A 22,630-nucleotide genomic window follows, 5' to 3' on the forward strand; every position below is an offset into this window, starting at 1 on the left:
GACGCCGACGTCGCCACCGGCTCCCGGTGGATTCCCGGCGAGCGCGCCGACCGCCCCGCCAAGCGCGGCGTCCCCTCCCGGGGGTTCAACCTCGCCGTGCGCGCGCTGCTCGGCTCGGAGGTCCGGGACCACCAGTGCGGGTTCAAGGCGTTCAGCCGCGAGGCCTTCGAGGCGCTCGTCGACGAGGTGGAGGACGAGCACTGGTTCTGGGACACGGAGATGCTGGTGCGCGCCCAGCGCCACGGCTTCACGGTCGAGGAGTTCCCCGTGGACTGGACGCCGCGAGGCGACTCCAAGGTCGACCTCGTGCGGGACGTCTTCGGGATGGGGAGCCAGATTCTGCGCTGCTTCTGGGAGTTCTCCGTGAGCCCGTACGCGAACCGCCGGACGGGCACCGTCGTCGGCGTCCTCCTGTCGGTGGTCGCGTTCGCGCTGATGTTCGTCTACATCGACGTCGGCGCGTTCGTCGAGGCGGTCCGGGAGGCCGACCCCGCGCTCGTGGCGGCGGGCGCGGTCGTCTACCTCTCCTCGTGGCCGCTGCGCGGGCTGCGCTACCGGGACATCCTCGCGGAGCTGGGCTACCGGGAGGGCACGTGGTTCCTGATGGGCGCGGTGTTCATCAGCCAGACCGGGAACCTCGTGATTCCCGCGCGGGCCGGCGACGCCATCCGCGCGTACGTCGTGAAGGCGCGCCGGAACATCCCGTACACGACGGGGTTCGCGTCGCTGACCGTCGAGCGGGTCTTCGACCTGCTCACCATCACGGTGCTCGCCGGCGGCGTGCTCGTCGCGCTCACCGCGCTCGCGCCGGACACCCTCGCGGAGCTCGCGGCGACCGCCGCGGGCGAGGGGCTCGGCGGGCAGGAGTCCCAGGCCGTCCGGCAGGCCGTCGTCGTCGCGTCGGTCGTCGGCGTGCTCGCCATCGGCGCGGTCGTCGCCATCGTCTGGTCGGCGCGCTCGGACTCCAACTACGTGCGCCGGGTCGTCGAGTGGGCCAGCGACGACTCCTACACGGAGCTGGTCGCCAGCGTCTTCGAGCAGTTCGTCGGCGACGTCCAGCGGGTCGCCGCGGACGGCCGCGCATTCGCGCGCATCGGCGCCACCAGCGTCGTCATCTGGACCATCGACGTCGCCACCGCGCTCCTCGTGTTCCTCGCGTTCGGGCTCGACCTCGCGCTCGTGAGCCTGCTCGCGGTCGGGTTCTTCGCGGTGAGCGTCGGCAACCTCGCGAAGGTCATCCCGGGGCCGCCGGGCGGCGTGGGCATCTACGAGGCGGCGTTCGCGGCCATCGTCTCGACGCTGCTCCCGGTGTCGTTCGGGCTCGCGCTCGGCGTCGCCATCGTCGACCACATCGTGAAGAACGTCGTCACGGTCGCGGGCGGCGCGGTCTCGATGACGTGGCTGAACGTCTCGCTGACGGAGGCCGTCGAGGGCGACGAGGCGGACCTCGCCTCCGAGCCCGCGCCCGTCGAGGAGTAGTCAGTAGTAGTCGGTGACGAACGGCCCGAGCGCGCCCGCGACCGCCGTCCGGAGTGCTTCGGTCCGGTCCGTGACTCCGCCCGTCAGCACGCCCGCCGCGCCCTCGTTCTCCGCGACGCCCGAGGTGTCCAGCAGGTCGTCCATCACGGGGCCGAGTTCCGCGCCGTCGCGCACCCGCGCGGCCACGTCGTCCGGGAGGCGCATCCGGGCCCGGCGCCGACTTCGACGCGGTCGCCGTCCGTGGCGGCCGCCCACATAATCAGGAACAGATCTCCCTCTCGTTCAGCAACCCCGCCTTCCAGTCCCACGCCGAGGCCGTACTCGCCGGATTGGAGCGCGCGCTCGGCGCGGTTCCGCGCGCCCTCGACGGTCTCGTCGTCGCCCCGCGGCTGCTCGGGGACGCCGCTGGGGACGCTCACTGCGTCGACCGTCGCGTCCGGGAGCGCGGCCGCGACCGCGTCTCGCTTCACCGGGTTGCCGGAGCCGACTGCGACTCGCATACAGGAGGGGACGGCGCCCGGCTCTTAGTCGCCGCGGATTCGCGCGGCCAGCGTTTCGAGGCCGTCGAGGAGCCGCGGGCTCGGTTGGTTGAGGAGGCTGTCGTCGAGGACGTGGACGTCGGCGTCGAGGTCCCAGCCGCGGCCCGCGAAGTCCGGGTCGACGCGGTCGCCCTTCCCGCAGACGTGGACGACGGCGTGCTCGGGGTCGGCGGCCTCGACCGCGCTCGCGTCGACCTCCCGGGAGCGCTCGCCGGCGTTCACGAACGGGTAGCGGCCGCCCGCGGCCTCGACGACGTCGGGCACCCAGTTCCCCGCGGCCATCGGCGGGTCCGACCACTCCTCGCAGTAGACGACCGGGCCGTCCTCGGGGGCCTCGTCGCGAATCGCTCGGACGGTCTCGCGGCTCTCGGCCTCCAGTTCGGCGCCAGCCTCGGGGAGGCCGACGGCGTCGCCGATTTCGGCGAACGACGAGAGCACGTCGTCGAGGGTGGCGGGCTCGACGTGCCGGACGTCGAACCCGCGGTCGCGGAGGTCGTCCCGGACCTCGCGCTGGAGGGCATCGCTGGTGAGGACGACGTCCGGGTCGAGGTCCGCGACCCGGTCGAAGTCGGGGTTGAGCCAGCCGCCGACGGCGGGGGCGTCGACGTCCCGGGAGTGGGCGGTGACGCCGACGAGGCGGTCGCTGCCGCCGAGGGCGGCGACGGTCGCGGTCGCGCTCGGGGCGAGAGAGAGGACGCGCACGACCGTGGGTTCGTCTCCCGTGGTAAAAACCGACGCGGTCTTCGCTCCCCTCGTCTGAATAGCGCAACGGTTAAGTGTGTTTTGCACCAACCGATTTGCTACGACTCATCCGGGTTTTCCGGGGACTTACGCATTAATGACAGACGCACGCATGCGCTCCCGAGAGCAGGAGCGCACGGACGAAGAAGAGACGACGGAGGGCTGCCCGGAGTGTGGCGGTCTCGTCGTCCAGGACGAAGAGCACGGCGAGTCGGTCTGCGCCGACTGCGGCCTCGTGGTCGAGGAGGACGGCATCGACCGCGGGCCGGAGTGGCGCGCGTTCGACTCCAAAGAAAAGGACGAGAAGTCCCGCGTCGGCGCCCCCACCACGAACACGATGCACGACAAGGGGCTGTCGACGAACATCGACTGGCGCGACAAGGACGCGTACGGGAACTCCCTGTCCTCGAACCAGCGCCAGAAGATGCAGCGACTCCGCAAGTGGAACGAGCGCTTCCGCACCCGCGACGCCAAGGAGCGGAACCTGAAGCAGGCGCTCGGCGAGATCGACCGCATGGCGTCCGCGCTCGGCCTGCCGGACAACGTCCGCGAGACGGCGTCGGTCATCTACCGCCGCGCGCTCGAGGACGACCTGCTGCCCGGCCGCTCCATCGAGGGCGTCGCCACGTCCTGCGTGTACGCCGCCGCGCGACAGGCGGGCGTCCCGCGCAGCCTCGACGAGATCGCGGACGTCTCCCGCGTGGAGAAGTCCGAGATCGCGCGCACGTACCGCTACGTCGTCCGCGAGCTCGGCCTCGAGGTCGCGCCCGCCGACCCCGAGAGCTACGTCCCGCGGTTCGCCTCGTCGCTGGAGCTCTCCGACGAGTCCGCCCACCGCGCCCGCGAGCTCCTCAAGACCGCGAAGGACAAGGGCGTCCACTCCGGGAAGAGCCCGGTCGGCCTCGCCGCCGCCGCGGTGTACGCCGCCGCCCTCCTCACCAACGAGAAGACCACGCAGGCGAAGGTCTCGGAGGTCGCGGACATCTCCGAGGTCACCATCCGGAACCGCTACCACGAGCTGCTCGAAGCCGAAGACACGATTCCGGTCTGAGCCCCGCCGCCGACGCCGCTTTTCCGCGCTCCCACACTCGACAGCCGACGGCTTCGCCAGCGAGCCAGCCGGCCGCGGGAGGACTGAAAGGGGCTGGCCGTCTCGCGTTCACCTGTTCGCTCGACAGCAGGGCTCCCGCGAGCGAGCGCAGCGAGCGGGATGCTGTCGAGCGAACGCGAGGCGGTCAGGGGCTTTCGAGGAGGAGGCGGCCACGAGAACGCGGACTCCCAACTGTCGACACGTCGCCAACTCCGAAACCGGTATCCCGACAGCCCGCGACAGCACTCCCCATGGACTTCGAGGAGTTCGTGCTGGCGGCGCCCGTCTCCGACCTCGGGGACGAGCCGGCCGCCCGCGAGCACGCCGACGCCGTCGAGTTCCGGATGGACCTCGCCGCGGACCCGCTGGCGGGGCTGGACGACTACGACGGCGAGCTACCGGTCATCGCGACGAACCGCGCGGCGTGGGAGGGCGGCGAGGCCGACGAGGACGGCCGCATCGACGCGCTCGCGGAGGCCGCGCGCACCGACGGCGTGGCCGCGGTCGACGTCGAGCTCGCGGCGCTCACTGAAGAAGACCGCGAGGGCGCGGAGGCGCTCGCGGCCGCCCGCGCCGCGGACACCGCGACCATCGTCTCCGTCCACGACTTCGAGGGCACCCCCGAGATGGGCGCGATGGCGGAGTCGCTGGGCGAGGCGTGCTCGCTCGGGGACGTGGGGAAGCTCGCGGTCACCGCCGAGGACGGCGGGGACGCGCTGGACCTGCTGCGGGTCACCCACGAGTTCAGCGCGGTGGACGCGCCCGTCGCGACGATGGCGATGGGGGAGGCGGGCCGACACACGCGCGCTGTCGCGCCGCTGTACGGCTCACGCATCGGCTACGCGCCCGTGGACCCCGAACAGGCCACTGCACCGGGCCAGTACGACGCGGCGACGCTGCGCACGCTCGTGGACAACCTCCGGTAGGCGTTCGGTGGCTTTAGGAGCGCGCGGCCCGGACTCCCGGTAACTGTGGTCAATCGACGCGGCGTCATCGCGGCGGTACTCGGTTTCGTCTACCCCGGTCTCGGACACGTCTACCTGCGGCGCTGGGTGCGAGCCGTCTCGTGGTTCCTGCTCGCGCTCGCGACGGCCGCGCTGGTCGTACCCGAGTCGGCGTACCAGGCGTTCCAGAACGAGGGGTTCGCGGGGCTGGTCGCCGCCAGCGAGAGCTTCGGGGTGGAAGTGACGCTCAGCCTGCTGGTGATTCGCGTGCTGAACGTCGTCGACGCGTACCTCGTCGCGGTCCGGGACACCGCCAGCAAAGTCACCGAGCACGTCCCCACGCCCGGGGACGCGGACGTCGACGCCGTCGGCGGCGACGACGCCGGGACGTGCCCGGAGTGCGGCAAGGAACTCGACGGCGACCTCGACTTCTGTCCGTGGTGTACGACGCGGCTGGAGGACGCCGAGGCTACTTCTCGATGATGCGCTCCTCGATGGACTCGCCGAAGTGCCGGCCGCCCTCCTGCAGGTAGACGAGCACCTCGTCGCCGGCCTCGAGGTCCGTGACGGCGGTCCGGCCCTCGCTCGTGGAGACCTTGATGGTCTCGGCGTTCTGGAGCAGCGTCTCGATGCGGTCGCCGTCCTCGGTCTCGACCTCCACGCGGAACATCGGGCGCTTCTCGATCTTCGCGCGGCCGACCACCGCGGTCCGGGTGTGGCCCTCGCGGTCGACGACCTGCACCTCGTCGCCGCTGGAGAGCTCCGAGAGGTACTTCGTGCCGCCGTCGGGCGTGCGCACGTAGGCGTGGACGGCGCCCGCGTTCACGCGGAACGGTCGCGAGGCGACGTACGGCGACTCGGCGGTCTCGGCGTGCACGAAGAACAGCCCGCGGCTCATCGATCCGACGAGCATCCCCTCGTCGTCGTCCATCAGGCTCCCAGTGTCGACGCAGACGCGGTCCGCGCTCCCCGCCTCCTCGACGCTCGTCACGGTCGCGTACGCGAGGTCGAGGCGCTCGCGTTCGGCGGCGTCCCGCACCTCGACCGTGCGCCGAATCTCGTCCGGGTCGTCGCTGTCCAGCAGCACGGCGTCCGCGCCGATGTCCAGCGTCTCGAAGGCCGTCTCGGCCTCCTCGGAGGACTCGACGCCCGCGACCAGCGTGGTCTCGTCGCCGATGCGCGCGATGAGGTTCTCCAGCGGGATGATGGTCCAGTCCTCGCCGACGACGATGGTGTGGTCGGCGTCCGCGGCGGCCTCCTCGGCGAACGCCTCGTAGCGCTCGTCGAGGATGCGGACGTAGGCCGCGTCGGCGTTCCCGCGCCGAATCGTCGAGAGGTCCGCGCTCCTCGAGAAGTCCTCGGGGAGGTCGACCGTGCCGTCGCCCTCGCCGTCCTTCCCGACGACGTACGCGTCCGGTTCGGCGTCCTCGTCGCCCTCCGCGTCGTCGATGACGTCGCCGTCGTCGGTGCGGAACGCCGCGACGTTCACGGCGCCGAGCTCGCGCACGCGCTCGACGTCCGCGTCGTCGACGAGCACCCAGTCGACGCCGGCCTCCAAGCCGGCCGTGATGCGTCGCTTCCGCGTCTCCCAGTCACCGACCGCGTCGTCGGCCTTCAGCCAGACGGACCGTGTCATTACGCGAATGGTGACGCGGTGCAGCCTTCAACGTACCGGAGCGGTCCGTACTTGCTGGCGGGTCGTGCGTCGGAATGACACGATTTATACTGCCGAACTCCCGAGGGTGTGGTATGGCAACGAGTGGACAGGGCCGCATCATGGGCGACCGCGTCCCGTTCGCGTTGGACGCCGCCGAATCGCTCAGCTGGAACCTCGGCGCCGAGGTCGTCGACCGGAAGCCCGAGTGCGCGCGCCTCGAACGCGGGGACGGCGGCTCGCTGACAGCCTTCGAGGCGACCGAGCACACGGTCGTCGTGCGCGTGCGGACGGCGGTCGGCCGGGAGAAGTTCTACGGGCTGACGGCCGCGGAGTTCCGGCGCGCGCTCGACGCCCTCCCGGGCGCGTGGAGCGTCGCGTACGAAGACGTCTGAGAACAGTCAGGCTTCGATCTGGAGGCCTGCCTCGCGCAGCGCGTCGTCCGGCGAGGCGTCGTCGTGGACCACGGCGGCGATGGCGGCGGTCATCGCGCCGGGGTCGTCGTGCTGGAAGACGGTGCGACCGGTGGAGACGCCGGCGGCGCCGGCGTCCATCGCGTCCCGGACGTCCTGCAGGGTCTGCCGGTCGCCGTCGGGGCTGCCGCCCGCGATGATGACCGGTTTGGCGGTGGATTCGGTGACGCGCTCGAAGCTCTCGCGGCTCCCCGAGTAGGCGGTCTTCACGACGTCAGCGCCGAGCTCCTCGGCGAGGCGGACCGCGTGGCCGAGGCTCTCGGCGTCGTGCTCGTCGACGCCCGGGCCGCGGGCGTACGCCATCGCGAGCACGGGCATCCCGAGGTCCTGGGCGTCGTCGACGACGTCAGCGAGCTCCGTAATCTGGTCGGGCTCGTGGTCGCTGCCGACGTTGATGTGGAAGGAGACGGCGTCGGCGCCCGCGCGGACCGCTTCCTCGACGGTGCCCGTGCGGCGCTTGTCGTTGGAGTCCGGGCCGATAGACGTCGAGGCGTTGAGGTGGACGATGTAGCCGGCGTCGTTCTTGTTGTCGTGGACGCGGGGCGCGACGCCCTTCTGCGTGAGGACGGCGTCCGCGCCGTTTTCCGTGACGGCGTCGATGGTGGACTCGATGTCGACGAGGCCGTCGACGGCGCCGAGTGTGATTCCGTGGTCCATCGGGATGGTGACGAATCGGCCATCCCGGCCGATGCGGTCGAGGCGCGCTGTCTTCCCTGGTGTCATTGGTAGCGAGTAGCAAACGGGCGGCTATTTGCGTTCCGGTTCGGGCAGGCCCTTCCGGGCCCCGGCCTTCAGCTCCGCGGCGAGCGATTCGAGGCGGTCGGCGACGTCCGCCGTGGGCAGGTCGTCCTCCACGCCCTCGGCGACGATGTCGACGTACGCGCTCCCGACGATGACGCCGTCCGCGCCGCTGGCGACGACCTCGCGGGCCTGCTCGCCCGACGAGATGCCGAAGCCGACGGCCTTCGGGACGTCGGCGTCCTGCAGGCGTTCGAGGGCCTCGGGCGTGTCCTCGCTGACCTCGTCGCGGGCGCCGTCGTGCCGAGGCGGCCCTGCACGTAGACGAACCCCGTGGTGCGGTCGAGCATCCGCTCGAGGCGCTCCGGGGTCGTCGTCGGCGCCACGATGAAGATCAGGTCGAGGCCGTGCTCGCGGCACGCCTCGTACATCGGCCCCGACTCGTCGACCGGGAGGTCCGGGACGACGAACCCCGAGATGCCGGCCTCGGCGGCGGCCGCGACGAACTCCTCGGGGCCGCCGCTCGCTCGCGGCTCATCGCCGCTCGCGTTTTCCGAGGCGCTTCGCGCCTCGCTCTCCCCGTACTGGTAGATGAGGTTGTAGTACGTCATACAGACGACCGGCACGTCCACGTCGAGGTCGCGCACGAGGTCGAGGTAGGCGTCCGGCGTCATCCCGGCGTTCAGCGCGCGCTTGATGGCGTTCTGAATCGTCGTGCCCTCCGCGACCGGCTCCGAGAACGGCAGGCCGAGTTCGATGACGTCGCTGCCGCCGTCGACGAGCGCCTCCACGTACTCCTTCGAGGCCTCGACGCTCGGGTCGCCCGCCGCGACGTAGGAGACGAGCGCGGGGCCGTCCTCGAACGCGGCGCGAATCTCGCTGCGGGTCACTCCTCGAACACCTCCATCGACGGCGCGGCGTCGAGGTCGCGGGCGGTCGACTCCTCGATGACCGTGTCGAGGTCCTTGTCGCCGCGCCCCGAGACGTTCACGACCACGGGGCCGTCGCCCTCGTACTCCTCGAGGTAGGCGATTGCGTGGCTGGACTCGAGCGCGGGGATGATGCCCTCCTCGCGGGAGAGCCGGTGGAACGCCTCGAGCGCGGCGTCGTCGTCGACGTTCACGGGCGTCACGCGGCCCTCGTCGACGAGGTGCGCCAGCTCCGGGCCGACGCCCGCGTAGTCGAGGCCCGCGCTCACGGAGTGGGACTCGACGATCTGGCCCTCCTCCGTCTGGAGGAGTTTCGTGCGCGCGCCGTGGAGGACGCCCTCCGACCCCGTCGAGAGGCTCGCGGAGTTCGGCGCGTACCCCTCGGACTCGTCGACGCCGAGACTGGAGCCGCCGGCCTCGACGGCGAGCAGGTCGACGTCCGGCGCGGGGTCGTGGGTGCCCTCGGGCGCCCCCGGGAGGCTCGCGCTCCCCGCGAACGCCGCGAACGCGCCCATCGTGTTCGACCCGCCGCCCGCGCACGCGACGACCGCCTCGGGGAGTTCGCCGAGCTTCTCCCGGGACTGCTCGCGGACCTCCTCGCTGATGACCGACTGGAAGTCCCGGACCATCGCCGGGAACGGGTGCGGGCCGACGACGCTGCCGATGACGTAGTGGGTGTCCTCGACGTTCGTCGCCCAGTCCCGCATCGTCTCGTTGATGGCCTCCTTGAGCGTCCCGGAGCCGACGTCCACGGGGTTGACCTCGGCGTCGTGGATGCGCATCCGGAAGACGTTCGGCCGCTGGCGGTTCACGTCCGTGCGGCCCATGTAGATCTCGCAGGGCATGTCGAGGTACGCGCAGGCCATCGCGGTCGCGGTGCCGTGCTGGCCCGCGCCGGTCTCCGCGACGATGCGCTCCTTGCCCATGTACTTCGCCAGGAGGACCTGCCCGAGCGCGTTGTTCAGCTTGTGCGCGCCGCCGTGCAGGAGGTCCTCGCGCTTGAGGTAGACGTCGAAGCCGTACCGCTCCGAGAGGTTCTCGGCGCGGCTCAGCGGCGTCGGCCGGCCGCCGAACTCCCGGATGCGCGCCCGGAAGTCGTCCACGAAGCCGTCCTCGTTGGCGAGGACGTAGCGCTCGTAGGCGTCCGCGAGTTCTTCGACCGCCGGCATCAGGACCTCGGGAACGTACTGACCGCCGTACGCCCCGAACTTCCCGGCCCGCGTCTCCTGTTCGTCCGTCGTCGTCGTTCCTCGTTCACTCATGCGTTCACCAGCGTCCGTGTGTTCTCGGTTACGTCGCCGTCCATGATGGCGCTTCCGACGAGCAGGCCGTCGGCGCCCGCCGCCCGCATCCGGCGGACGTCCGCGGGCGTGCTCACGCCGCTCTCCGCGATCAGCGTCACGTCGTCGGGCGCGTGGGGCGCCACGTCCTCGAACGTCGAGAGGTCGACCTCGAGTTGCGCGAGGTCGCGGTTGTTCACGCCGACGACGTCCGCGCCCGCCTCGAGGGCGCGCTCGAGCTCCGCGCGGTCGTGGACCTCCACGAGCACCTGGAAGCCGCGCTCGCGGGCGGCCGCGAGCATCGGTTCGAGGTCGTCGCCGAGGAAGCGCGCGATGAGCAACACCACGTCGGCCTCCACGGCGTCCAGTTGGGCTTCCCGCAGCAGGAAGTCCTTGCGGAGCACGGGCACGTCGACGGCCTCGCGGACGGCCCGCAGGGTCTCGGGGCTGCCGCCGAAGTGCTCGGGTTCGGTGAGCACGGAGAGCGCGGCGGCGCCGCCCGCGACCATCCGCTCGGCGAGTTCGACGGGGTCGTCGCGGCGCTCGCCCTCGGTCGTGGGACTGGTCGGCTTCACTTCCGCGATCGTGGGGACGCGCCCGTCGGCCTCGGCGGCCGCGAGCGCGTCCGGCAGCGACCGCGGGCTGACGGACGCCCGCCGGTCGGCCGGTTCGCGCTCGCGGGCCGCGTCGAGGATGGACTGCACCGCCGGCGCGAGCCCGTCACTCTCGTCCATTATTGTGCATTAATGCACTAGTTTGTTCATAAACCTTGCGTCAGTCCGGGCGAAACCGCGCGACTCACCGGTGACCGAACGTACAAGGCCGCGTCGCCCGTGGACGCGACCATGACTGCGGCCGGAATCTACGCGCGCGATTCGGCGTACCTCGACAGGGCCGTCCAGCTCGGCGTCGCGGGCGACCGCGTCATCAGCGTCTCCTTCCCCGGGACCGCGCCCGCGGACGCCGACCCCGAGCACGAACTGCTCGACCGCCTCGACGACTACTTCGCGGGCGCCGAGGACGACTTCGACGACGTGGAAGTCGGCCTCACCGTCCCCACGAACCACCGGCGCGTCCTCGAAGCCGTCCGCAACGTCCCGTACGGCGAACGGGTCACCGTCAAGCGCGTCCTCTCGATGGTCCCCGACGTCGACCCCGAGGACAGCGACGCCCGCGAGACCGCCCGCGAAGCGCTCGCGGAGAACCCCGTCCCGCTGTTCGTCCCCGACCACCGCGTCCGCGACGGCCCGAGCGGCGCGCCCCCCGAAGTCGTCGACCGGCTCCGCGACCTCGAAGCCTAGCGCGCGTGGAGCGCGAACTCCGCGGCGTTCACGACGTAGTGCGCGACGAACACCACGAGCAGGCTGCCCGTGAGCACGTACGCCGCCGCGAGCGCGAACCCCAGCAGCGTCGTGACGACCACGCCGGTCGCGCCCTGCGCGGTGTGCGCGGCGCCGAACGCGACGCTGGAGACGGCCGCGAACAGCCACGGCGACGCGCCGAACCCCGTCGACAGCGCGCCGACGAGGACCGCGCGGAACAGTAGCTCCTCGAAGCCCGCCACCACGGGCAGCGCGACGCAGAACAGCACCACCCAGCCGCGCCGGTGCTCGGGCGTCAGCGCCTCGCGGAGTTCCGCGTCGTAACCGAGTCCGGCGGCGTCGAGGAGGTGCATCGCGGTCTCGTTGCCCGCCGCGAGCGCGACCCCCGCGGCGACGCCGACCGCGGCGAGTTCGGCGGAGACCGCGACCCCGAGCGCGTCCGCGGGAATCCGCGCGACCCACAGCGCCGCGACCAGCAGCGCGCCGACCAGCGCCTGCGAGAGCGTCGTCTGCAGCAACAGCTCGTCCGGCGAGAGGTCCTCCGTCTCCCCGCCGACGACGCCCGCCGACGCCCGCGTGAGCGCGACGAGGCCGGCGGTCAGCAGCAGCGCGAACGCCGCGAACGCGACCCAGTGCGCCATCACGTCGGCGCACGCGGGACGCGCGTAGAAAAGTGGCGGTCACAAAGCGACGAGCATACGCGCGGCGAAGCCGCGCGTTTCACTGCGCGAACGGAGTGAGCGCGGGACGTTTTTGAGCGTAGCTTTTTGCAAGCCGAGCGGGACCGGAGGTCCCGCTGACCGTGCGAACGGCGCTTCGCGCCGTGAGCAGACGGGGGTTCCCGCAGGGAGCGAAGCGACCGAGGAAACCCCCGCAGTAAAAAGGTACGTCTACTGCGGGCTGGGGGAGCCGCTCGTCGCACCGGACTCCGTCTGGCCCTCGAGGGCCTTCCCGGTGATGGACTTGAGGCGGTCGACCAGCGAGTCCTTCTCGGGCTCGCCGACGAGCGCGACGTCGAGGACCTCGCTGATGTGCGAGACCGGGATGATCTCGATCTGGTCCTCGTACTCGTCCTCGATCATCACGTCCTGTTCGTTCGCCTTCGGGATGATGACGCGCTTGCAGCCCGCCTTCGCGGCGGCCTCGATCTTGTGCGTGACGCCGCCGACCGGGAGCACGTCCCCGCGGACGGAGAGGCTGCCGGTCATCGCGAGGTCCTGCGCGATTGGGACGTCCTCGAGCGCGCTGATGACCGCGGTCGCGACCGTGATGGAGGCGGAGTCGCCGTCGACGCCGCCCTCGCCCGTCTGGACGAACTGGATGTGGACGTCCTTCTCGGACATGTTCTCGTCGCTGAACTTCTTGATGATGGCGGAGACGTTCTCGACTGCCTCCTCGGCCATCTCCTTGAGCTGGCCGGTCGCGTAGATGCGGCCCTCCTCCTGGCTCTGCGCGGGCGTGATCTCGGCCATCACGGGCAGCATGATGCCGGAGTCGCCGCCCATCACCGCGAGGCCGTTCACGCGCCCGACGGCCTCGTCCTGGGAGGTGCCGAGCTCGTAGTCCTTGCGGCGCTCGATGTAGTTGTCCACGAACTGCTGCTCGATGGACCGCGAGCGCTTCTTCGCCTGCAGGACGTCGTCGCGCGTGGTGAGGTCGTGGCCCTGCGAGCGGGCGATGTCGCCGGCGACCCGCACGAGCCCGCCGAGGTCGCGCAGTTCGAGCGTGAGGTGGTCCTTGCGGCCGGCGCGGCGCTTCGCCTCGAGGATGACCTCCCGGACGGCGTCCTCGTCGAAGTGCGGGAGCTGGCCGTCGCGTTCGACCTCCTGGGCGACGAAGCGCGCGAACTTCCGGCGCATCTCCGGGGTGTCCTCGATGGTGTCGTCCATGTACACCTCGTACCCGTACCCGCGGACGCGGGAGCGGAGCGCGGGGTGCATGTTCTCCATCGCGTCCATGTTCCCGGACGCGACCATGATGAAGTCACACGGGACGGGTTCGGTCTGGACCATCGCGCCCGAGGAGCGCTCGGACTGGCCGGTGATGGAGAACTCGCCCTCCTGGATGGCCGTCATCAGCTTCTGCTGGCTGCGCACGTCGAGCGTGTTGATTTCGTCGATGAACAGCACGCCCTTGTGCGCCTTCTGGATGGCGCCGGCTTCGACGCGCTCGTGGCTCGGCGTCCCCATGCCGCCGGACTGGAACGGGTCGTGGCGGACGTCGCCGAGCAGCGCGCCGGCGTGGGCGCCGGTCGCGTCCTCGAAGGGCGCGGTCTGGCTGTCGGCGTTGTTGATGAGGAGCTTCGGCACCATCGCGTCGCCGCCGCGGTCGGTGTAGCGGAACGCCAGATAGATGACGCCGGCCGCGAGCACGCCCAGCAGCGGCTGGTGGGCGATGAGCAGCGCGTAGCCGACGACCAGCAGGATGATGATCCACATGAGGAACGACCGCATCTGGTTGCGCTTGCGGGCTTCCTCCTGGTGGGCTTCGACGATCTGTTCGCCCTTCCCGGCGGGGACGGTCCGGACTTTCGGCTCGTTGGAGTCGTCCGGGTTGTTGTAGACGAGAACGTCCTGCAGGCTCTCCTTCGGGAGGAGGTGGCTCATCGCCTTCGCGAGCATCGACTTCCCCGTGCCGGGGGAGCCGATCATCATCACGTGGCGGTGCTGTTTGGCCGCGCGCAGGATGATGTCGCGGGCCTCGGACTGGCCGATGACCTGGTCGACCAGCCGGTCGGGAACCTCGATGGCGGAGGTGTCCGGGATCTCGAGGCCGCCAAGCAGGTCGTCCTCGGCGTCGTCCTCGTTGATTGAGACGTCGCCTTCCACGCCGACGTCGCTGCCGAGGTCCTCGAGCTCGTCGAGGGTCTCGGCAGACTCCGGCGCCGACTCCTCGTCCGACTCGGGGGCGTCGGAGTCGACGTCGGGGTCGTCGCGGTGGGGCTCGTCTTCGGTCGATTCGTTGCTCATAGAAGTTGGTTCGACACGTGAAACCAAGGACGGGCGACTGATATACTTTCTCCCTCGGCGAGACGCTGAACCGGCCGTATTACCCGGTTTCGAGGGCTCAGTCGCGTGAACAGGATTTCGCGTCGTGGCGGGCGTGCGGCCCGCGAGCCGGCGGCGGACTCGCCATTCTTATAGTCGCTGACGGGGTGTTTGGAGGTGAGGAAATGACTCGCGGGTTCTACATCGGTCGCTTCCAGCCGTACCACAACGGCCACCACCGCGTCGTCGAGCAGATCGCCACCGAGGTCGACGAACTCGTCGTCGGCATCGGGAGCGCGGGCGACTCCCACAGCACGCGGAACCCGTTCACCGCGGGCGAGCGCATCATGATGATCACGAAGGCGCTGGTGGACTTCGACCTCGTGACGTACGCGGTCCCCATCGAGGACCTCGACCGGAACGCAGTCTGGGTGAGCCACGTCCAGTCGATGAGTCCGAACTTCGACGTGGCGTACTCGAACAACCCGCTCGTCATCCGGCTGTTCGGCGAGGCCGGCATCGAGGTCCGGCAGTCCCCGATGTTCGAGCGGGACGTCCTCGAGGGGACGGAGATCCGCCGCCGGATGGAGGCCGACGAGGACTGGCGCGAGCTCGTGCCGAAGCCGGTCGCGGACGTCGTCGACGAGATCGACGGCATCGAGCGCATCCAGAAGGTCGGCGACACGGACACCGGCGAGTAACTCCACGGGCGGCGAGTGATTTTCAACGGGTGACGCCGTACACGCGCGTGTGATAACGCTGAGTTCGGACTTCGGGACGCCGTACCCGGCGGCGATGAAGGGCGTGATCCTCCAGTCGACGGACGCGCAGCTCGTCGACGTCGCCCACGACTTCCCGCGGCAGGACGTGCGCGCGTCGGCGTTCTGGCTGCGCGAGGTGCTGCCGTACTTCCCGCCGGCGGTCCACCTCGCGGTCGTCGACCCGGGCGTCGGCACCGACCGGAAGGCGGTGGTCGTGCGCGCGGGCCGCCACGCGATCGTCGCACCGGACAACGGCGTCGCCGTGCCGGCAGCCCGCGAGCTCGGCGACGTGGAGGTGTTCGAAATCGAGGTCGATGACCCGGCGAGCGCGACGTTCCACGGCCGGGACGTGTTCGCGCCGGCGGCCGCCGACGTCCACGAGCGCGGCGTCGAGGCGTTCGACGACTACCCCCGGCTACGAGCGCCTCGAGGAGTACGAGATCGTCGAGTTCCCCGACCCGGACCTCGCGGGGGACGCGGTGCACGGCGAGGTGCTCGTCGTCGACGGGTTCGGGAACGCCGTCACGAACGTCCCGGGGCGCGTCCTCGAGGACCGCATGGGCGAGTTCGTGCGCGTGAACGGGAACGCGGTGGCGGCGCGGCGGTCGTACGCGGGCGTCGACCCCGGGGACTGGCTGGTGACGGTGGGCAGCCACGGGAACGTCGAACTCGCGGTGAACCGCGGCCGCGGCGACGACGCGTTCGGCGTCGACCCCGGCAGCCCCGTCGAGCTCAGGTGGTGACGGCCGGGCGGCGTCAGAGCCGCGACTCGATGCCGTCCTCGAACTCGCCGAGTTCGTGCTGGATGACGTCCCGCTCGAAGTAGAGGAGTTCGGCGCCGAGCGTGAGCACGGCGAGCACGACGACCATCCAGAACGTCTCGGGTTCGCGGGTGTAGAGGTTCCAGAGCATCAGCGGCGCGAACCCGAGCGCGCCGACCGCGCCGACCGCGGGCGGCACGGGATGGACGTCGGCGTCGACGGCGTTCCGCTGCCGGAACGCCAGCAGGCTCATCGCGCCGAACACGACGATGAACGACAGCGACGCGAACGACGTGATGGCGCCGAGACTCCCGTAGACGGCGAACGCGGCGTTCACCGCGCCGAGGGCGAGCACGGTCTTTTCGGGGACGCCCTCGGTCTCCGTGTCCCCGAACCGGTCGGGGAGCAGGTCGCCCTGGATGAGCCGCTTCGCGAAGTGCGCCGCCGAGAACAGCGTCGCGTTGATGGCGCTGCCCGTCGAGAACAGCGCGGACAGCGAGATGACGACGAACCCGAGCCCGGAGAGCCCGACCACGGACAGCATCGCGGACGCCGCCTCCGCGAGCGCGACGTGGGGGTGCTGTTCGAGCGCTTCGGGCGCGAGGTTCACGGTGACGACGGCGACGAGGACGTACACCGCGACGGCCGCGGGGATGGCGACGTACACCGCCGTCCGAATCGTCTCGACGTGGTTCTCGACGCTCTCCTGGTCGTAGAAGAGGAGCTGCCAGCCCTGGAACGCGACGAAGGAGATGGCGGCCGCGACCACCGGGCCGACGGTGGTGAGCTGGCCGAACCCGTAGGAGAGCTGGGTGTCCGAGAGCGACGTCGCGTAGACGAGGCCGAAGACGCCGAACGCGACGAGGACGAGCACTTTCGCGGCGACGAGGACGTTCTCCGCGGTGCCCGTGGTGCGCGCGCCGAGGAGGTTCAGCGCGACGAACGCCGCGACGGCGGCGACGGAGACGACCGGGCGGACGGGGAGCGCGAAGACGGTCGCGGGGACGACCGAGAACCCGACGGCGAACTCCGCGAACGCGAACGCGTACATCGCCATCGAGCCGACGTAGCCGAACAGCAGCGTCCACCCGAGCATGCCCGCGAGCGTGGAATTCCCGAGCAGGGACTGCACGAACGAGACGGAGCCGCCGCCGTCCGCGACGGCGACGTTGAGCTTGTTGTACGAGTAGCCCGCGCAGAGCGCGACGGCGCCCGCGAGCACGAACGCCGCCCACGTCGCGGCGCCCGTGACGCCCGCGACCACCCCGAGCACGGCGTAGATGCCGCCGCCGATCATCCCCCCGAGCGCGATGGAGACGCACTCGGTCAGTCCGAGCTGCTCGCTCATGGGCGAGCGATGGAAACGGCGACGGAAAAGGGCTACACGGCGACCTAAGGGTTGTGGCCGACGCCGCGTCGCGCTACTTGGCGGCGACGATGTCGTCGATGCGGACGACCATCGTCGCGGCCTCGGTGGCGGCCTCGATGGCCTCCCGCTTGACGTCGGCGGGGTCGAAGACGCCGGCGTCGACGGGGTCGCCGAGGTCGCCGCGCTCGCCGACCGCGAGCACGCCGGCGCGGGCGTCCTCGTTGGCGGCCCGCAGCGCGACCATGGCGTCCACGGGGTCCATGCCGGCGTTCGCGGCGAGCGTCCGCGGGAGGACGTCGAGCGCGTCTGCGAACGCCTCGGCGGCGAGCTGCGCGCGCCCGGGGATGCCGGCGCGCCGCGGCGGACGCGGTCGGCGGCCGCGAGTTCCGCGTAGCCGGCGCCGGGGACGACGCCGCCGTCGAGGGCCGCGACGACCACGTCGTCGCGTCGTCGAGCGCGCGTTCGAGTTCGGCGACGACGTGGCCGGTGCCGCCGCGCACGAACAGCGTCACCGCGGCCGCGTCGGCGTGCTCGACGAACGTCACGCGGTCGTCGCCGAACGCTTCGACGCGCCACCGCGTCGGCGCGCCCGAGGTCGTCGCTGGCGACGTCGCGGGCGTCCCGCGCGAGGCTGGCGCCGGTCGCGGCGCGGAGCGCGGCCGCGTCGTCAGCGGAGACGGACTCGTAGACGAGCACGCCGCGCTTCGCGAGCGCCGCGGCGACCGCGTCCTCGACGCGCTTCGTGCAGAAGACGACGTCCGCGCCCGTGTCGGCCAGCGCGTCCGCGAGGGCGCGGAGTTCGGCGTCCTGCGCGTCCACCGCGGCGGCGAACTGGTCGACGCTCGTGACCTCGTAGGCGACGTCGGTCGCGGCCTCGCGGACGCCGAGTTCCGCGTCGAAGACGAGCACTGCGGCGTCCTCGACGTCGACGGGTCCGTCCGCGCGGAGCGGTTCCGCGTCGAGGACGACGCCGTCGACGAGGGCGGTCGCGCTCGAGGACGCGCCGGGCTGGGCGTACACGTGCACGTCGTCGCGGTCGACGTCGTCGGCGGCGACCTGTCGGACCGCGCGCACCACGAGGTCCGCGAGCGCGGCGGCGCTCACGTCGCCCGTTCCCTTCCCGGTCATGCTGGACTGCGCGACCCGGCGGAGGCGCTCGTCGTCGAGGTCGCCGTCGAGGGTGGCGTCGTCGACGGCGTCGAGCGCGAGCGCGCGGGCGGCCGCGTACCCCTCGACGATGGCCGTCGGGTGGACGTCGCGTTCGAGCAGTCGGGCGGCGTGCGCGAGCAGTTCGCCGGCGAACACCGCGGCCGTCGTGGTGCCGTCGCCGACCTCCGCCTCCTGCGTGCGGGCGACGTCGACGAGCATCTGGGCGGCGGGGTGCTCGATGTCCATCTCCTCGAGGAGGGTCGCGCCGTCGTTCGTGATGACGACGTTCCCCGAGGCGTCGACGAGCAGCTTGTCCATCCCCCGCGGACCGAGCGTGGTGCGGACGGCGTCCGCGACGGCCTTGCCCGCGGCGACGTTCGACGCCTGCGCGTCGCTGCCGCGAGTGCGGCGGCTGTCCTCGCCGAGGATGAGTACGGGTCCCGCGGTTCCGCGGTGTGCAGTTGCTGCCATAATCAGCTGTCCGGTACGCTAGCGGTTCTATATGTAGTTTTCGTAGATTAGAATGTCGAATTATCGGACTGCGGCCACCGTCAGGTCGAAATACCCGGCCGGCGACCTACGCGTATGCTCGAACTGGAGCACGGGTTCCGGATCGTGGACCTGCACGCGCGGCTCCACGCCGGCCCGGGGCGCCCAGTCCGGGGCCGCACCATCGACGGCGAGGACCTCGAGCGCGAGATGCACCAGGCGGGTGTCGTCCGGTCGGTCGTCTTCCCGGGGCCGCGGAAGGGCGAACAGGGCTACCTGCGCGCGAACAACGCGGTCGCCCGGCAGGCCGTCCAGCGGCCGTTCATCGCGTTCGCGCGCATCGACGGCCCCCGCGACCCGGGCGACGGCGCGGCGTCCCGGCTGAAGAACCTCCGGTCGAACCGCTCGGACTGGCAGACCTCCCCGGAGGACGTCGAACAGTACGCCTACGACGACCGCTTCCACGGGTTCAAGCTCGACCCGACGCGGGACGGCCTCCCGGAGGCGGACGTCCTCGACGTGCTCGACGACGTGGGCCTCCCGGTGCTCGTCCACGGCGGCGAGGGGTTCCCGCCGAGCGCGCTCGAGGCGACGCTGCTGGACCGCGAGTTCCCGGTCGTGCTCGCGCACTTCGGCGGCCACCCGCTGGACCGCGAGCTGATGGGCGAGGCCGTCTCGCTGCTGGATACCTACGAGGACTTCTACCTCGACACGGCCGCGGTGCGGTACCGCGAGCTCCTCGAACGCGCCATCGTCGAACACCCCGACCGCGTCGTCTTCGGGAGCGGCGCGCCCGCCGTCCACCCGAACGTCGCGGTGATGGAGATTCTCACCCTCGACGTCACCGAGGACGCGATGCGGAAGGTGTTCGGCCGGAACCCCGTGCGGGTCGTCCCCGGCCTCGACCGGGAGTGACCGACAGTAGATTTATGCCGGTCCGTTCGTGTAAGTCGTCTGAACCATGTCCGATGACGAGTTGACGGACTTCCTCATCCTGCGGGACCTCGACGAACCGATCACCGACGACGAACTCGCCGCGGCCGGCGACGCCTCCGGGGAGGCCCTGAAGGCCCTCCGCGACGAGGGCGTCGGCATCCGATGGGTCGACTCGGAGGTGCTGAAAAACGACGACGGCGACGTCACGGGGACGTTCTGCCACTACAAAGCCGAGGACGAGGCCGCGGTCCGCGAGCACGGCGAGCGCGCCGGCCTCCCGGTCACGCGCGTCGACCGACGCGGCGACCCCCTCGAGGGCGAGTGACGAGCGGAGCGGTCAGCAGTCGTGGCGGACCATCGTGCGGTCCATGCGCGCGGAGACGCCGTTGGGGTTGCGGCGCGGCGTCCGGTCGGCCATGCGCGCGGACATCCCGTCCTGACTGCCCGTCCAGACGTTCGGCACGACGGCGCTGCCCGCGGCCGCCCACTCCGAGAGTTTCGCGTCGCCGCGGAGCACGTCGCCGCCCACGGAGAGCGCGTCCCCGACCGCGTGCTTCGTGACGCGGGCGGCGATGCGCGCGCCGAACCCGTAGTTCTTCACGAGCCGGTACGCCAGCGAGCGGTACTTCAGCCCCCACGCGGACTCCTCGGCGTCCTCCGGGAGCCGGTGGCGGATGTCGTCTTTCTCCTCGCGGAGCACGACCGCGTCAGCGCCCCACGCGACCTCGCGGTCCATCCCCGCGAGCCGGTGGGCGGCGTCCCGCGCCGCCCCCGTCTGGAGGTACTCGTCGAAGCCGTCGAGGGCGTCGAGGGCGTCCCGGACGAACGCGACGTTGCCGCCGTCGAAGAACGTGATGTCGCGGCCCGCGACGCTCGCGGTCTCGACCGACTCGGTGGTGACCCCGCCCTCGACGCGGTGGTGGACGGGGCCGGTGACCGCGGCGGCGCCGTCGGCGAGCGCGGCCTCGACGGCCGCCACCCACCCCTCGCGGATCTGGGAGTCCTGGCCGACGAGCGCGACGACGTCGCCGCTGGCGGCCGCGATGCCGGCGTTCCGGGACGCGTTGAGGTTGCGCTCGGAGACCTCCAACAGCAGGTCGACTGCGTCGTGGTCGCGCACCATCCCGGAGGTGCCGTCGACGGAGGGCCCGTTGACGACCACGACCTCGGCGTCGGGTGCGTGGGCCGCGAGCGCGTCGAGCGACGCGGCGAGCACGTCGCGGCCGTTGAGCGTCGGCACCACTACCGAGAGGTCCATAGCCGACACGAGTCTGCGCGGTGGTAAAAACGTCCCGGGTCGAAACACCCGGATTCGTCCGCGAGCTCACACGAACCGCGGGTTTCCGTCAGACGCTCGTCTGCCAGTAGGAGACCGACGCGAGCGGCTTTCCGAGCGGCGTCTCGCCGATGGCCGTGTCGGCGCTCCGGACCGGCCCCGCGATCCAGTCCGGGACCTTCCGGTAGAAGCCGTACGGCACGAGGAAGTCGTGCTCGTCGCCGACGAGGTCAAGTCCCGCCTCGTCGACGAGCCGGCGGACCTCGCCGTCGCCGTACAGCCGCGACCCCATCGGCAGCAGCCAGTTGTAGAGCGAGCGCGTGCTGAACCGGTTGAACGTGTCGAAGAACACGGTGTCCTTGGAGACGCGGGCCATCTCGGTGAGGAACCGCGCCGGCGTGTCCGCGAGGTGGAAGAACCGCATCGCGAACACGGTGTCGAAGTGGTCGTCGGGGAACGGGAGCCGGCCGGCGTCGCCGCGCATGAACTCGATGGTGTCCGCGACGCCCGCGCGCTGGGCCTTCTCGCGGCCCTCCTGGAGCATCGGCCCGGAGATGTCCAGTCCCGTGATGTCGGCGCCGCGCTCGGCGAGCATCACGGTGAACCGACCGGTGCCGCAGGCGATCTCGAGGACGCGCTGGTCCTCGACCGGCCCCACGGCGTCGAGGACGGCCTCCTTCTCTCGGCGGTCGATGAGCCGGCCGCCACGGGAGAATCGCTTCTCGTCGTACTCCTCGGCGACCTCCGTGGCCTGGTACCACTCCTGTCCCTTCACGCTTCTCGCTTGCATTTCGGGGGCGGGTGGTTAAAACCGTACTGGAAACCACACGGTCCCTCACTCCCTCGCCGGAGCGCGCCGAGCGCGTGCGACGGCGCGCCGGTCGACTGGAGTGTGAGTCGCCGTCGGCGACGGCGGCGGTCATCATTATACGATATAAGGTGTATAGTCGCACGGGTAGACAACCTTTACTTCCCTCAGTATGTGAGGGAGTTCCATGAGCACGTCCGCCACGGAGCACCAGTCACTCATCCAAGACGACGAAGAGTTCCGCGAGCGCCTCCGCGAGCTCCCGCCGAGCGCGAAGCTCGTCGCGAAAGTCCTCGAGATCGAGGCGCCGCTCTCGCAGGGCCAGCTCGCCGAGGAGTCCCTGCTGCCGGACCGCACCGTCCGGTACGCGCTCAACCGCCTCGACGACGCCGACCTCGTCGGCTCCCGCTACAGTTTCCAGGACGCCCGCAAGCAGGTGTACTTCCTCGACGACTAACCGCCGGCTTTTCCTCGCGGAGCGCGTCCCCGCACTCGTGCTATCCCGGTACGCCGTTCCAGTGGAACAGTCGGTGCCCGGCGGCGCGACGAACGCCTACGTCCTCGGCGACGGCGAACGGCTCCTCGTCGACCCCGCCGCCCGCACGCCGACACTCGACGAGACTGCCGTCGACCACGTTGCCGTCACGCACACGCACCCGGACCACGTGGGCGCCGTCGCCGACTACGCCGCGGCCGCCGACGCGACCGTCTGGGCGCACGCCTCGTTCCCCGAGCGCTTCGCGGACGCCGCCGGCGTCGAACCCGACCGGCTGTTCCGGCCCGGCGACGCGATTGGCGACACCGGCGTCTCCGTGCTGGCGACGCCCGGCCACGCGCCCGACCACGTCGCGTTCGTCGCGGGCGACGAGGCGGTCACGGGCGACCTCGCGTTCGCGGACGGCAGC

The 22,630-nt window shown here is 71.2% G+C and carries 21 protein-coding genes and 4 pseudogenes; 12 read left to right on the forward strand and 13 right to left on the reverse strand.

The features are described 5' to 3' along the window. Positions 1-1,479, forward strand: a 1,479-nt coding sequence (locus GJ634_RS07205) for a flippase-like domain-containing protein (RefSeq protein ID WP_157501670.1), incomplete at its 5' end; no start/stop codon positions are given. Here the strand turns inward: GJ634_RS07205 and GJ634_RS07210 are convergent. Together GJ634_RS07210 and GJ634_RS07215 are read right to left on the reverse strand one after the other, a co-directional pair. Next, positions 1,480-1,979, reverse strand: a pseudogene (locus tag GJ634_RS07210) (DUF84 family protein). A gap of 24 nt (positions 1,980-2,003) precedes the next feature. Further along, complete coding sequence (locus tag GJ634_RS07215) at positions 2,004-2,720, reverse strand: cobalamin-binding protein (RefSeq protein WP_331714041.1); 717 nt, start codon at positions 2,718-2,720, stop codon at positions 2,004-2,006. Positions 2,721-2,856: 136 nt separating this feature from the next. Here GJ634_RS07215 and GJ634_RS07220 point away from each other — a divergent pair, with 136 nt between their 5' ends. The 3 genes from GJ634_RS07220 (at position 2,857) to GJ634_RS07230 (ending at position 5,276) form a co-directional block, all read left to right on the forward strand. After that, positions 2,857-3,810 (forward strand): transcription initiation factor IIB family protein, encoded by a 954-nt coding sequence (locus GJ634_RS07220; protein WP_157501674.1) that lies wholly within the window; start codon positions 2,857-2,859, stop codon positions 3,808-3,810. A 290-nt stretch (positions 3,811-4,100) separates the two neighbouring features. After that, positions 4,101-4,775 (forward strand): type I 3-dehydroquinate dehydratase, encoded by a 675-nt coding sequence (locus GJ634_RS07225; RefSeq protein ID WP_157501676.1) that lies wholly within the window; start codon positions 4,101-4,103, stop codon positions 4,773-4,775. Between the two features lie 45 nt (positions 4,776-4,820). Further along, positions 4,821-5,276, forward strand: a complete 456-nt coding sequence (locus tag GJ634_RS07230) for a zinc ribbon domain-containing protein (protein ID WP_331714042.1) — start codon at positions 4,821-4,823, stop codon at positions 5,274-5,276. Here the strand turns inward: GJ634_RS07230 and GJ634_RS07235 are convergent. Next, the gene (locus tag GJ634_RS07235) at positions 5,263-6,429 is read right to left on the reverse strand and encodes a 3-dehydroquinate synthase II (RefSeq protein ID WP_157501678.1); all 1,167 of its coding nucleotides are present in this window, start codon (positions 6,427-6,429) and stop codon (positions 5,263-5,265) included. The genes GJ634_RS07230 and GJ634_RS07235 overlap by 14 nt on opposite strands. A 113-nt stretch (positions 6,430-6,542) precedes the next feature. Between GJ634_RS07235 and GJ634_RS07240 the strand changes: the two genes are divergently transcribed. Beyond that, positions 6,543-6,842, forward strand: a complete 300-nt coding sequence (locus GJ634_RS07240) for a hypothetical protein (RefSeq protein ID WP_157501680.1) — start codon at positions 6,543-6,545, stop codon at positions 6,840-6,842. Positions 6,843-6,848: 6 nt separating this feature from the next. Here the strand turns inward: GJ634_RS07240 and GJ634_RS07245 are convergent, their stop codons facing one another. The 4 genes and pseudogenes from GJ634_RS07245 to trpC form a co-directional block, all read right to left on the reverse strand. Further along, the gene (locus tag GJ634_RS07245; RefSeq protein ID WP_157501682.1) at positions 6,849-7,643 is read right to left on the reverse strand and encodes a 2-amino-3,7-dideoxy-D-threo-hept-6-ulosonate synthase; all 795 of its coding nucleotides are present in this window, start codon (positions 7,641-7,643) and stop codon (positions 6,849-6,851) included. A 123-nt stretch (positions 7,644-7,766) separates the two neighbouring features. Next, positions 7,767-8,548: pseudogene (gene trpA / locus GJ634_RS07250) on the reverse strand (tryptophan synthase subunit alpha); the annotation flags it as partial. Then, positions 8,545-9,849, reverse strand: a complete 1,305-nt coding sequence (gene trpB / locus GJ634_RS07255; RefSeq protein WP_157501684.1) for a tryptophan synthase subunit beta — start codon at positions 9,847-9,849, stop codon at positions 8,545-8,547. The gene trpB and the pseudogene trpA, both read right to left, overlap by 4 nt. Then, the gene (gene trpC, locus GJ634_RS07260; RefSeq protein WP_157501686.1) at positions 9,846-10,601 is read right to left on the reverse strand and encodes an indole-3-glycerol phosphate synthase; all 756 of its coding nucleotides are present in this window, start codon (positions 10,599-10,601) and stop codon (positions 9,846-9,848) included. The genes trpB and trpC overlap by 4 nt, the downstream gene beginning before the upstream one ends. Positions 10,602-10,712: 111 nt before the next feature. Between trpC and GJ634_RS07265 the strand changes: the two genes are divergently transcribed. After that, positions 10,713-11,168 (forward strand): MGMT family protein, encoded by a 456-nt coding sequence (locus tag GJ634_RS07265; protein WP_157501688.1) that lies wholly within the window; start codon positions 10,713-10,715, stop codon positions 11,166-11,168. Here GJ634_RS07265 and GJ634_RS07270 read toward each other — a convergent pair. Together GJ634_RS07270 and lonB are read right to left on the reverse strand one after the other, a co-directional pair. Next, a complete protein-coding gene (locus tag GJ634_RS07270; RefSeq protein ID WP_157501690.1) occupies positions 11,165-11,830 on the reverse strand; it encodes a CPBP family intramembrane glutamic endopeptidase in 666 nt (221 codons plus the stop codon). The two genes, GJ634_RS07265 and GJ634_RS07270, sit on opposite strands and share 4 nt — an antisense overlap. 249 nt (positions 11,831-12,079) lie before the next feature. Beyond that, positions 12,080-14,158 carry an ATP-dependent protease LonB gene (gene lonB / locus GJ634_RS07275; protein ID WP_157501692.1) on the reverse strand — a complete coding sequence of 693 codons (2,079 nt, stop codon included), beginning with the start codon at positions 14,156-14,158 and terminating at the stop codon, positions 12,080-12,082. 203 nt (positions 14,159-14,361) lie between these two features. Between lonB and GJ634_RS07280 the strand changes: the two genes are divergently transcribed. Next, a complete protein-coding gene (locus tag GJ634_RS07280; protein WP_157501694.1) occupies positions 14,362-14,877 on the forward strand; it encodes a nicotinamide-nucleotide adenylyltransferase in 516 nt (171 codons plus the stop codon). A 49-nt stretch (positions 14,878-14,926) separates the two neighbouring features. Beyond that, positions 14,927-15,680 (forward strand): annotated as a pseudogene (locus tag GJ634_RS07285) (S-adenosyl-l-methionine hydroxide adenosyltransferase family protein). A 13-nt stretch (positions 15,681-15,693) separates the two neighbouring features. Here GJ634_RS07285 and GJ634_RS07290 read toward each other — a convergent pair. Together GJ634_RS07290 and thsA are read right to left on the reverse strand one after the other, a co-directional pair. Further along, positions 15,694-17,046, reverse strand: a complete 1,353-nt coding sequence (locus GJ634_RS07290) for an APC family permease (protein ID WP_157501696.1) — start codon at positions 17,044-17,046, stop codon at positions 15,694-15,696. Between the two features lie 73 nt (positions 17,047-17,119). Then, a pseudogene (thsA, locus tag GJ634_RS07295) lies at positions 17,120-18,687 on the reverse strand (thermosome subunit alpha). A 114-nt stretch (positions 18,688-18,801) separates the two neighbouring features. Between thsA and GJ634_RS07300 the strand changes: the two are divergent. After that, the gene (locus GJ634_RS07300; protein WP_157501698.1) at positions 18,802-19,620 is read left to right on the forward strand and encodes an amidohydrolase family protein; all 819 of its coding nucleotides are present in this window, start codon (positions 18,802-18,804) and stop codon (positions 19,618-19,620) included. A 46-nt stretch (positions 19,621-19,666) separates the two neighbouring features. After that, positions 19,667-19,966 (forward strand): DUF4242 domain-containing protein, encoded by a 300-nt coding sequence (locus tag GJ634_RS07305; protein ID WP_157501700.1) that lies wholly within the window; start codon positions 19,667-19,669, stop codon positions 19,964-19,966. Positions 19,967-19,978: 12 nt separating this feature from the next. On the opposite strand, the gene GJ634_RS07310 is transcribed toward GJ634_RS07305, so the two are convergent. Continuing rightward, a complete protein-coding gene (locus tag GJ634_RS07310; RefSeq protein WP_157501702.1) occupies positions 19,979-20,899 on the reverse strand; it encodes a glycosyltransferase in 921 nt (306 codons plus the stop codon). A gap of 88 nt (positions 20,900-20,987) precedes the next feature. Continuing rightward, entirely contained in the window at positions 20,988-21,692 is a 705-nt protein-coding gene (locus GJ634_RS07315; RefSeq protein WP_331714044.1) for a class I SAM-dependent methyltransferase, read from the reverse strand. 220 nt (positions 21,693-21,912) lie between these two features. Here GJ634_RS07315 and GJ634_RS07320 point away from each other — a divergent pair, with 220 nt between their 5' ends. Beyond that, positions 21,913-22,182 (forward strand): helix-turn-helix domain-containing protein, encoded by a 270-nt coding sequence (locus tag GJ634_RS07320; protein WP_157501706.1) that lies wholly within the window; start codon positions 21,913-21,915, stop codon positions 22,180-22,182. 37 nt (positions 22,183-22,219) lie between these two features. After that, on the forward strand, positions 22,220-22,630 hold a 411-nt coding region (locus GJ634_RS07325), incomplete at its 3' end, for an MBL fold metallo-hydrolase (RefSeq protein WP_331714045.1).

Origin of the sequence: Halobacterium sp. CBA1126, assembly GCF_009741975.1 — an archaeon.
In the GTDB taxonomy this organism is placed as follows: domain Archaea; phylum Halobacteriota; class Halobacteria; order Halobacteriales; family Halobacteriaceae; genus Halobacterium.

Coding starts and splice junctions, on each gene's coding strand:
- GJ634_RS07220 (WP_157501674.1), top strand. CDS start 2,857: ATGACAGACGCACGCATGCGCTCCCGAGAGCAGGAGCGCACGGACGAA.
- GJ634_RS07225 (WP_157501676.1), top strand. CDS start 4,101: ATGGACTTCGAGGAGTTCGTGCTGGCGGCGCCCGTCTCCGACCTCGGG.
- GJ634_RS07235 (WP_157501678.1), bottom strand. CDS start 6,429: ATGACACGGTCCGTCTGGCTGAAGGCCGACGACGCGGTCGGTGACTGG.
- GJ634_RS07240 (WP_157501680.1), top strand. CDS start 6,543: ATGGCAACGAGTGGACAGGGCCGCATCATGGGCGACCGCGTCCCGTTC.
- GJ634_RS07245 (WP_157501682.1), bottom strand. CDS start 7,643: ATGACACCAGGGAAGACAGCGCGCCTCGACCGCATCGGCCGGGATGGC.
- trpB (WP_157501684.1), bottom strand. CDS start 9,849: ATGAGTGAACGAGGAACGACGACGACGGACGAACAGGAGACGCGGGCC.
- trpC (WP_157501686.1), bottom strand. CDS start 10,601: ATGGACGAGAGTGACGGGCTCGCGCCGGCGGTGCAGTCCATCCTCGAC.
- GJ634_RS07265 (WP_157501688.1), top strand. CDS start 10,713: ATGACTGCGGCCGGAATCTACGCGCGCGATTCGGCGTACCTCGACAGG.
- GJ634_RS07270 (WP_157501690.1), bottom strand. CDS start 11,830: ATGGCGCACTGGGTCGCGTTCGCGGCGTTCGCGCTGCTGCTGACCGCC.
- lonB (WP_157501692.1), bottom strand. CDS start 14,158: ATGAGCAACGAATCGACCGAAGACGAGCCCCACCGCGACGACCCCGAC.
- GJ634_RS07280 (WP_157501694.1), top strand. CDS start 14,362: ATGACTCGCGGGTTCTACATCGGTCGCTTCCAGCCGTACCACAACGGC.
- GJ634_RS07290 (WP_157501696.1), bottom strand. CDS start 17,046: ATGAGCGAGCAGCTCGGACTGACCGAGTGCGTCTCCATCGCGCTCGGG.
- GJ634_RS07300 (WP_157501698.1), top strand. CDS start 18,802: ATGCTCGAACTGGAGCACGGGTTCCGGATCGTGGACCTGCACGCGCGG.
- GJ634_RS07305 (WP_157501700.1), top strand. CDS start 19,667: ATGTCCGATGACGAGTTGACGGACTTCCTCATCCTGCGGGACCTCGAC.
- GJ634_RS07310 (WP_157501702.1), bottom strand. CDS start 20,899: ATGGACCTCTCGGTAGTGGTGCCGACGCTCAACGGCCGCGACGTGCTC.
- GJ634_RS07320 (WP_157501706.1), top strand. CDS start 21,913: ATGAGCACGTCCGCCACGGAGCACCAGTCACTCATCCAAGACGACGAA.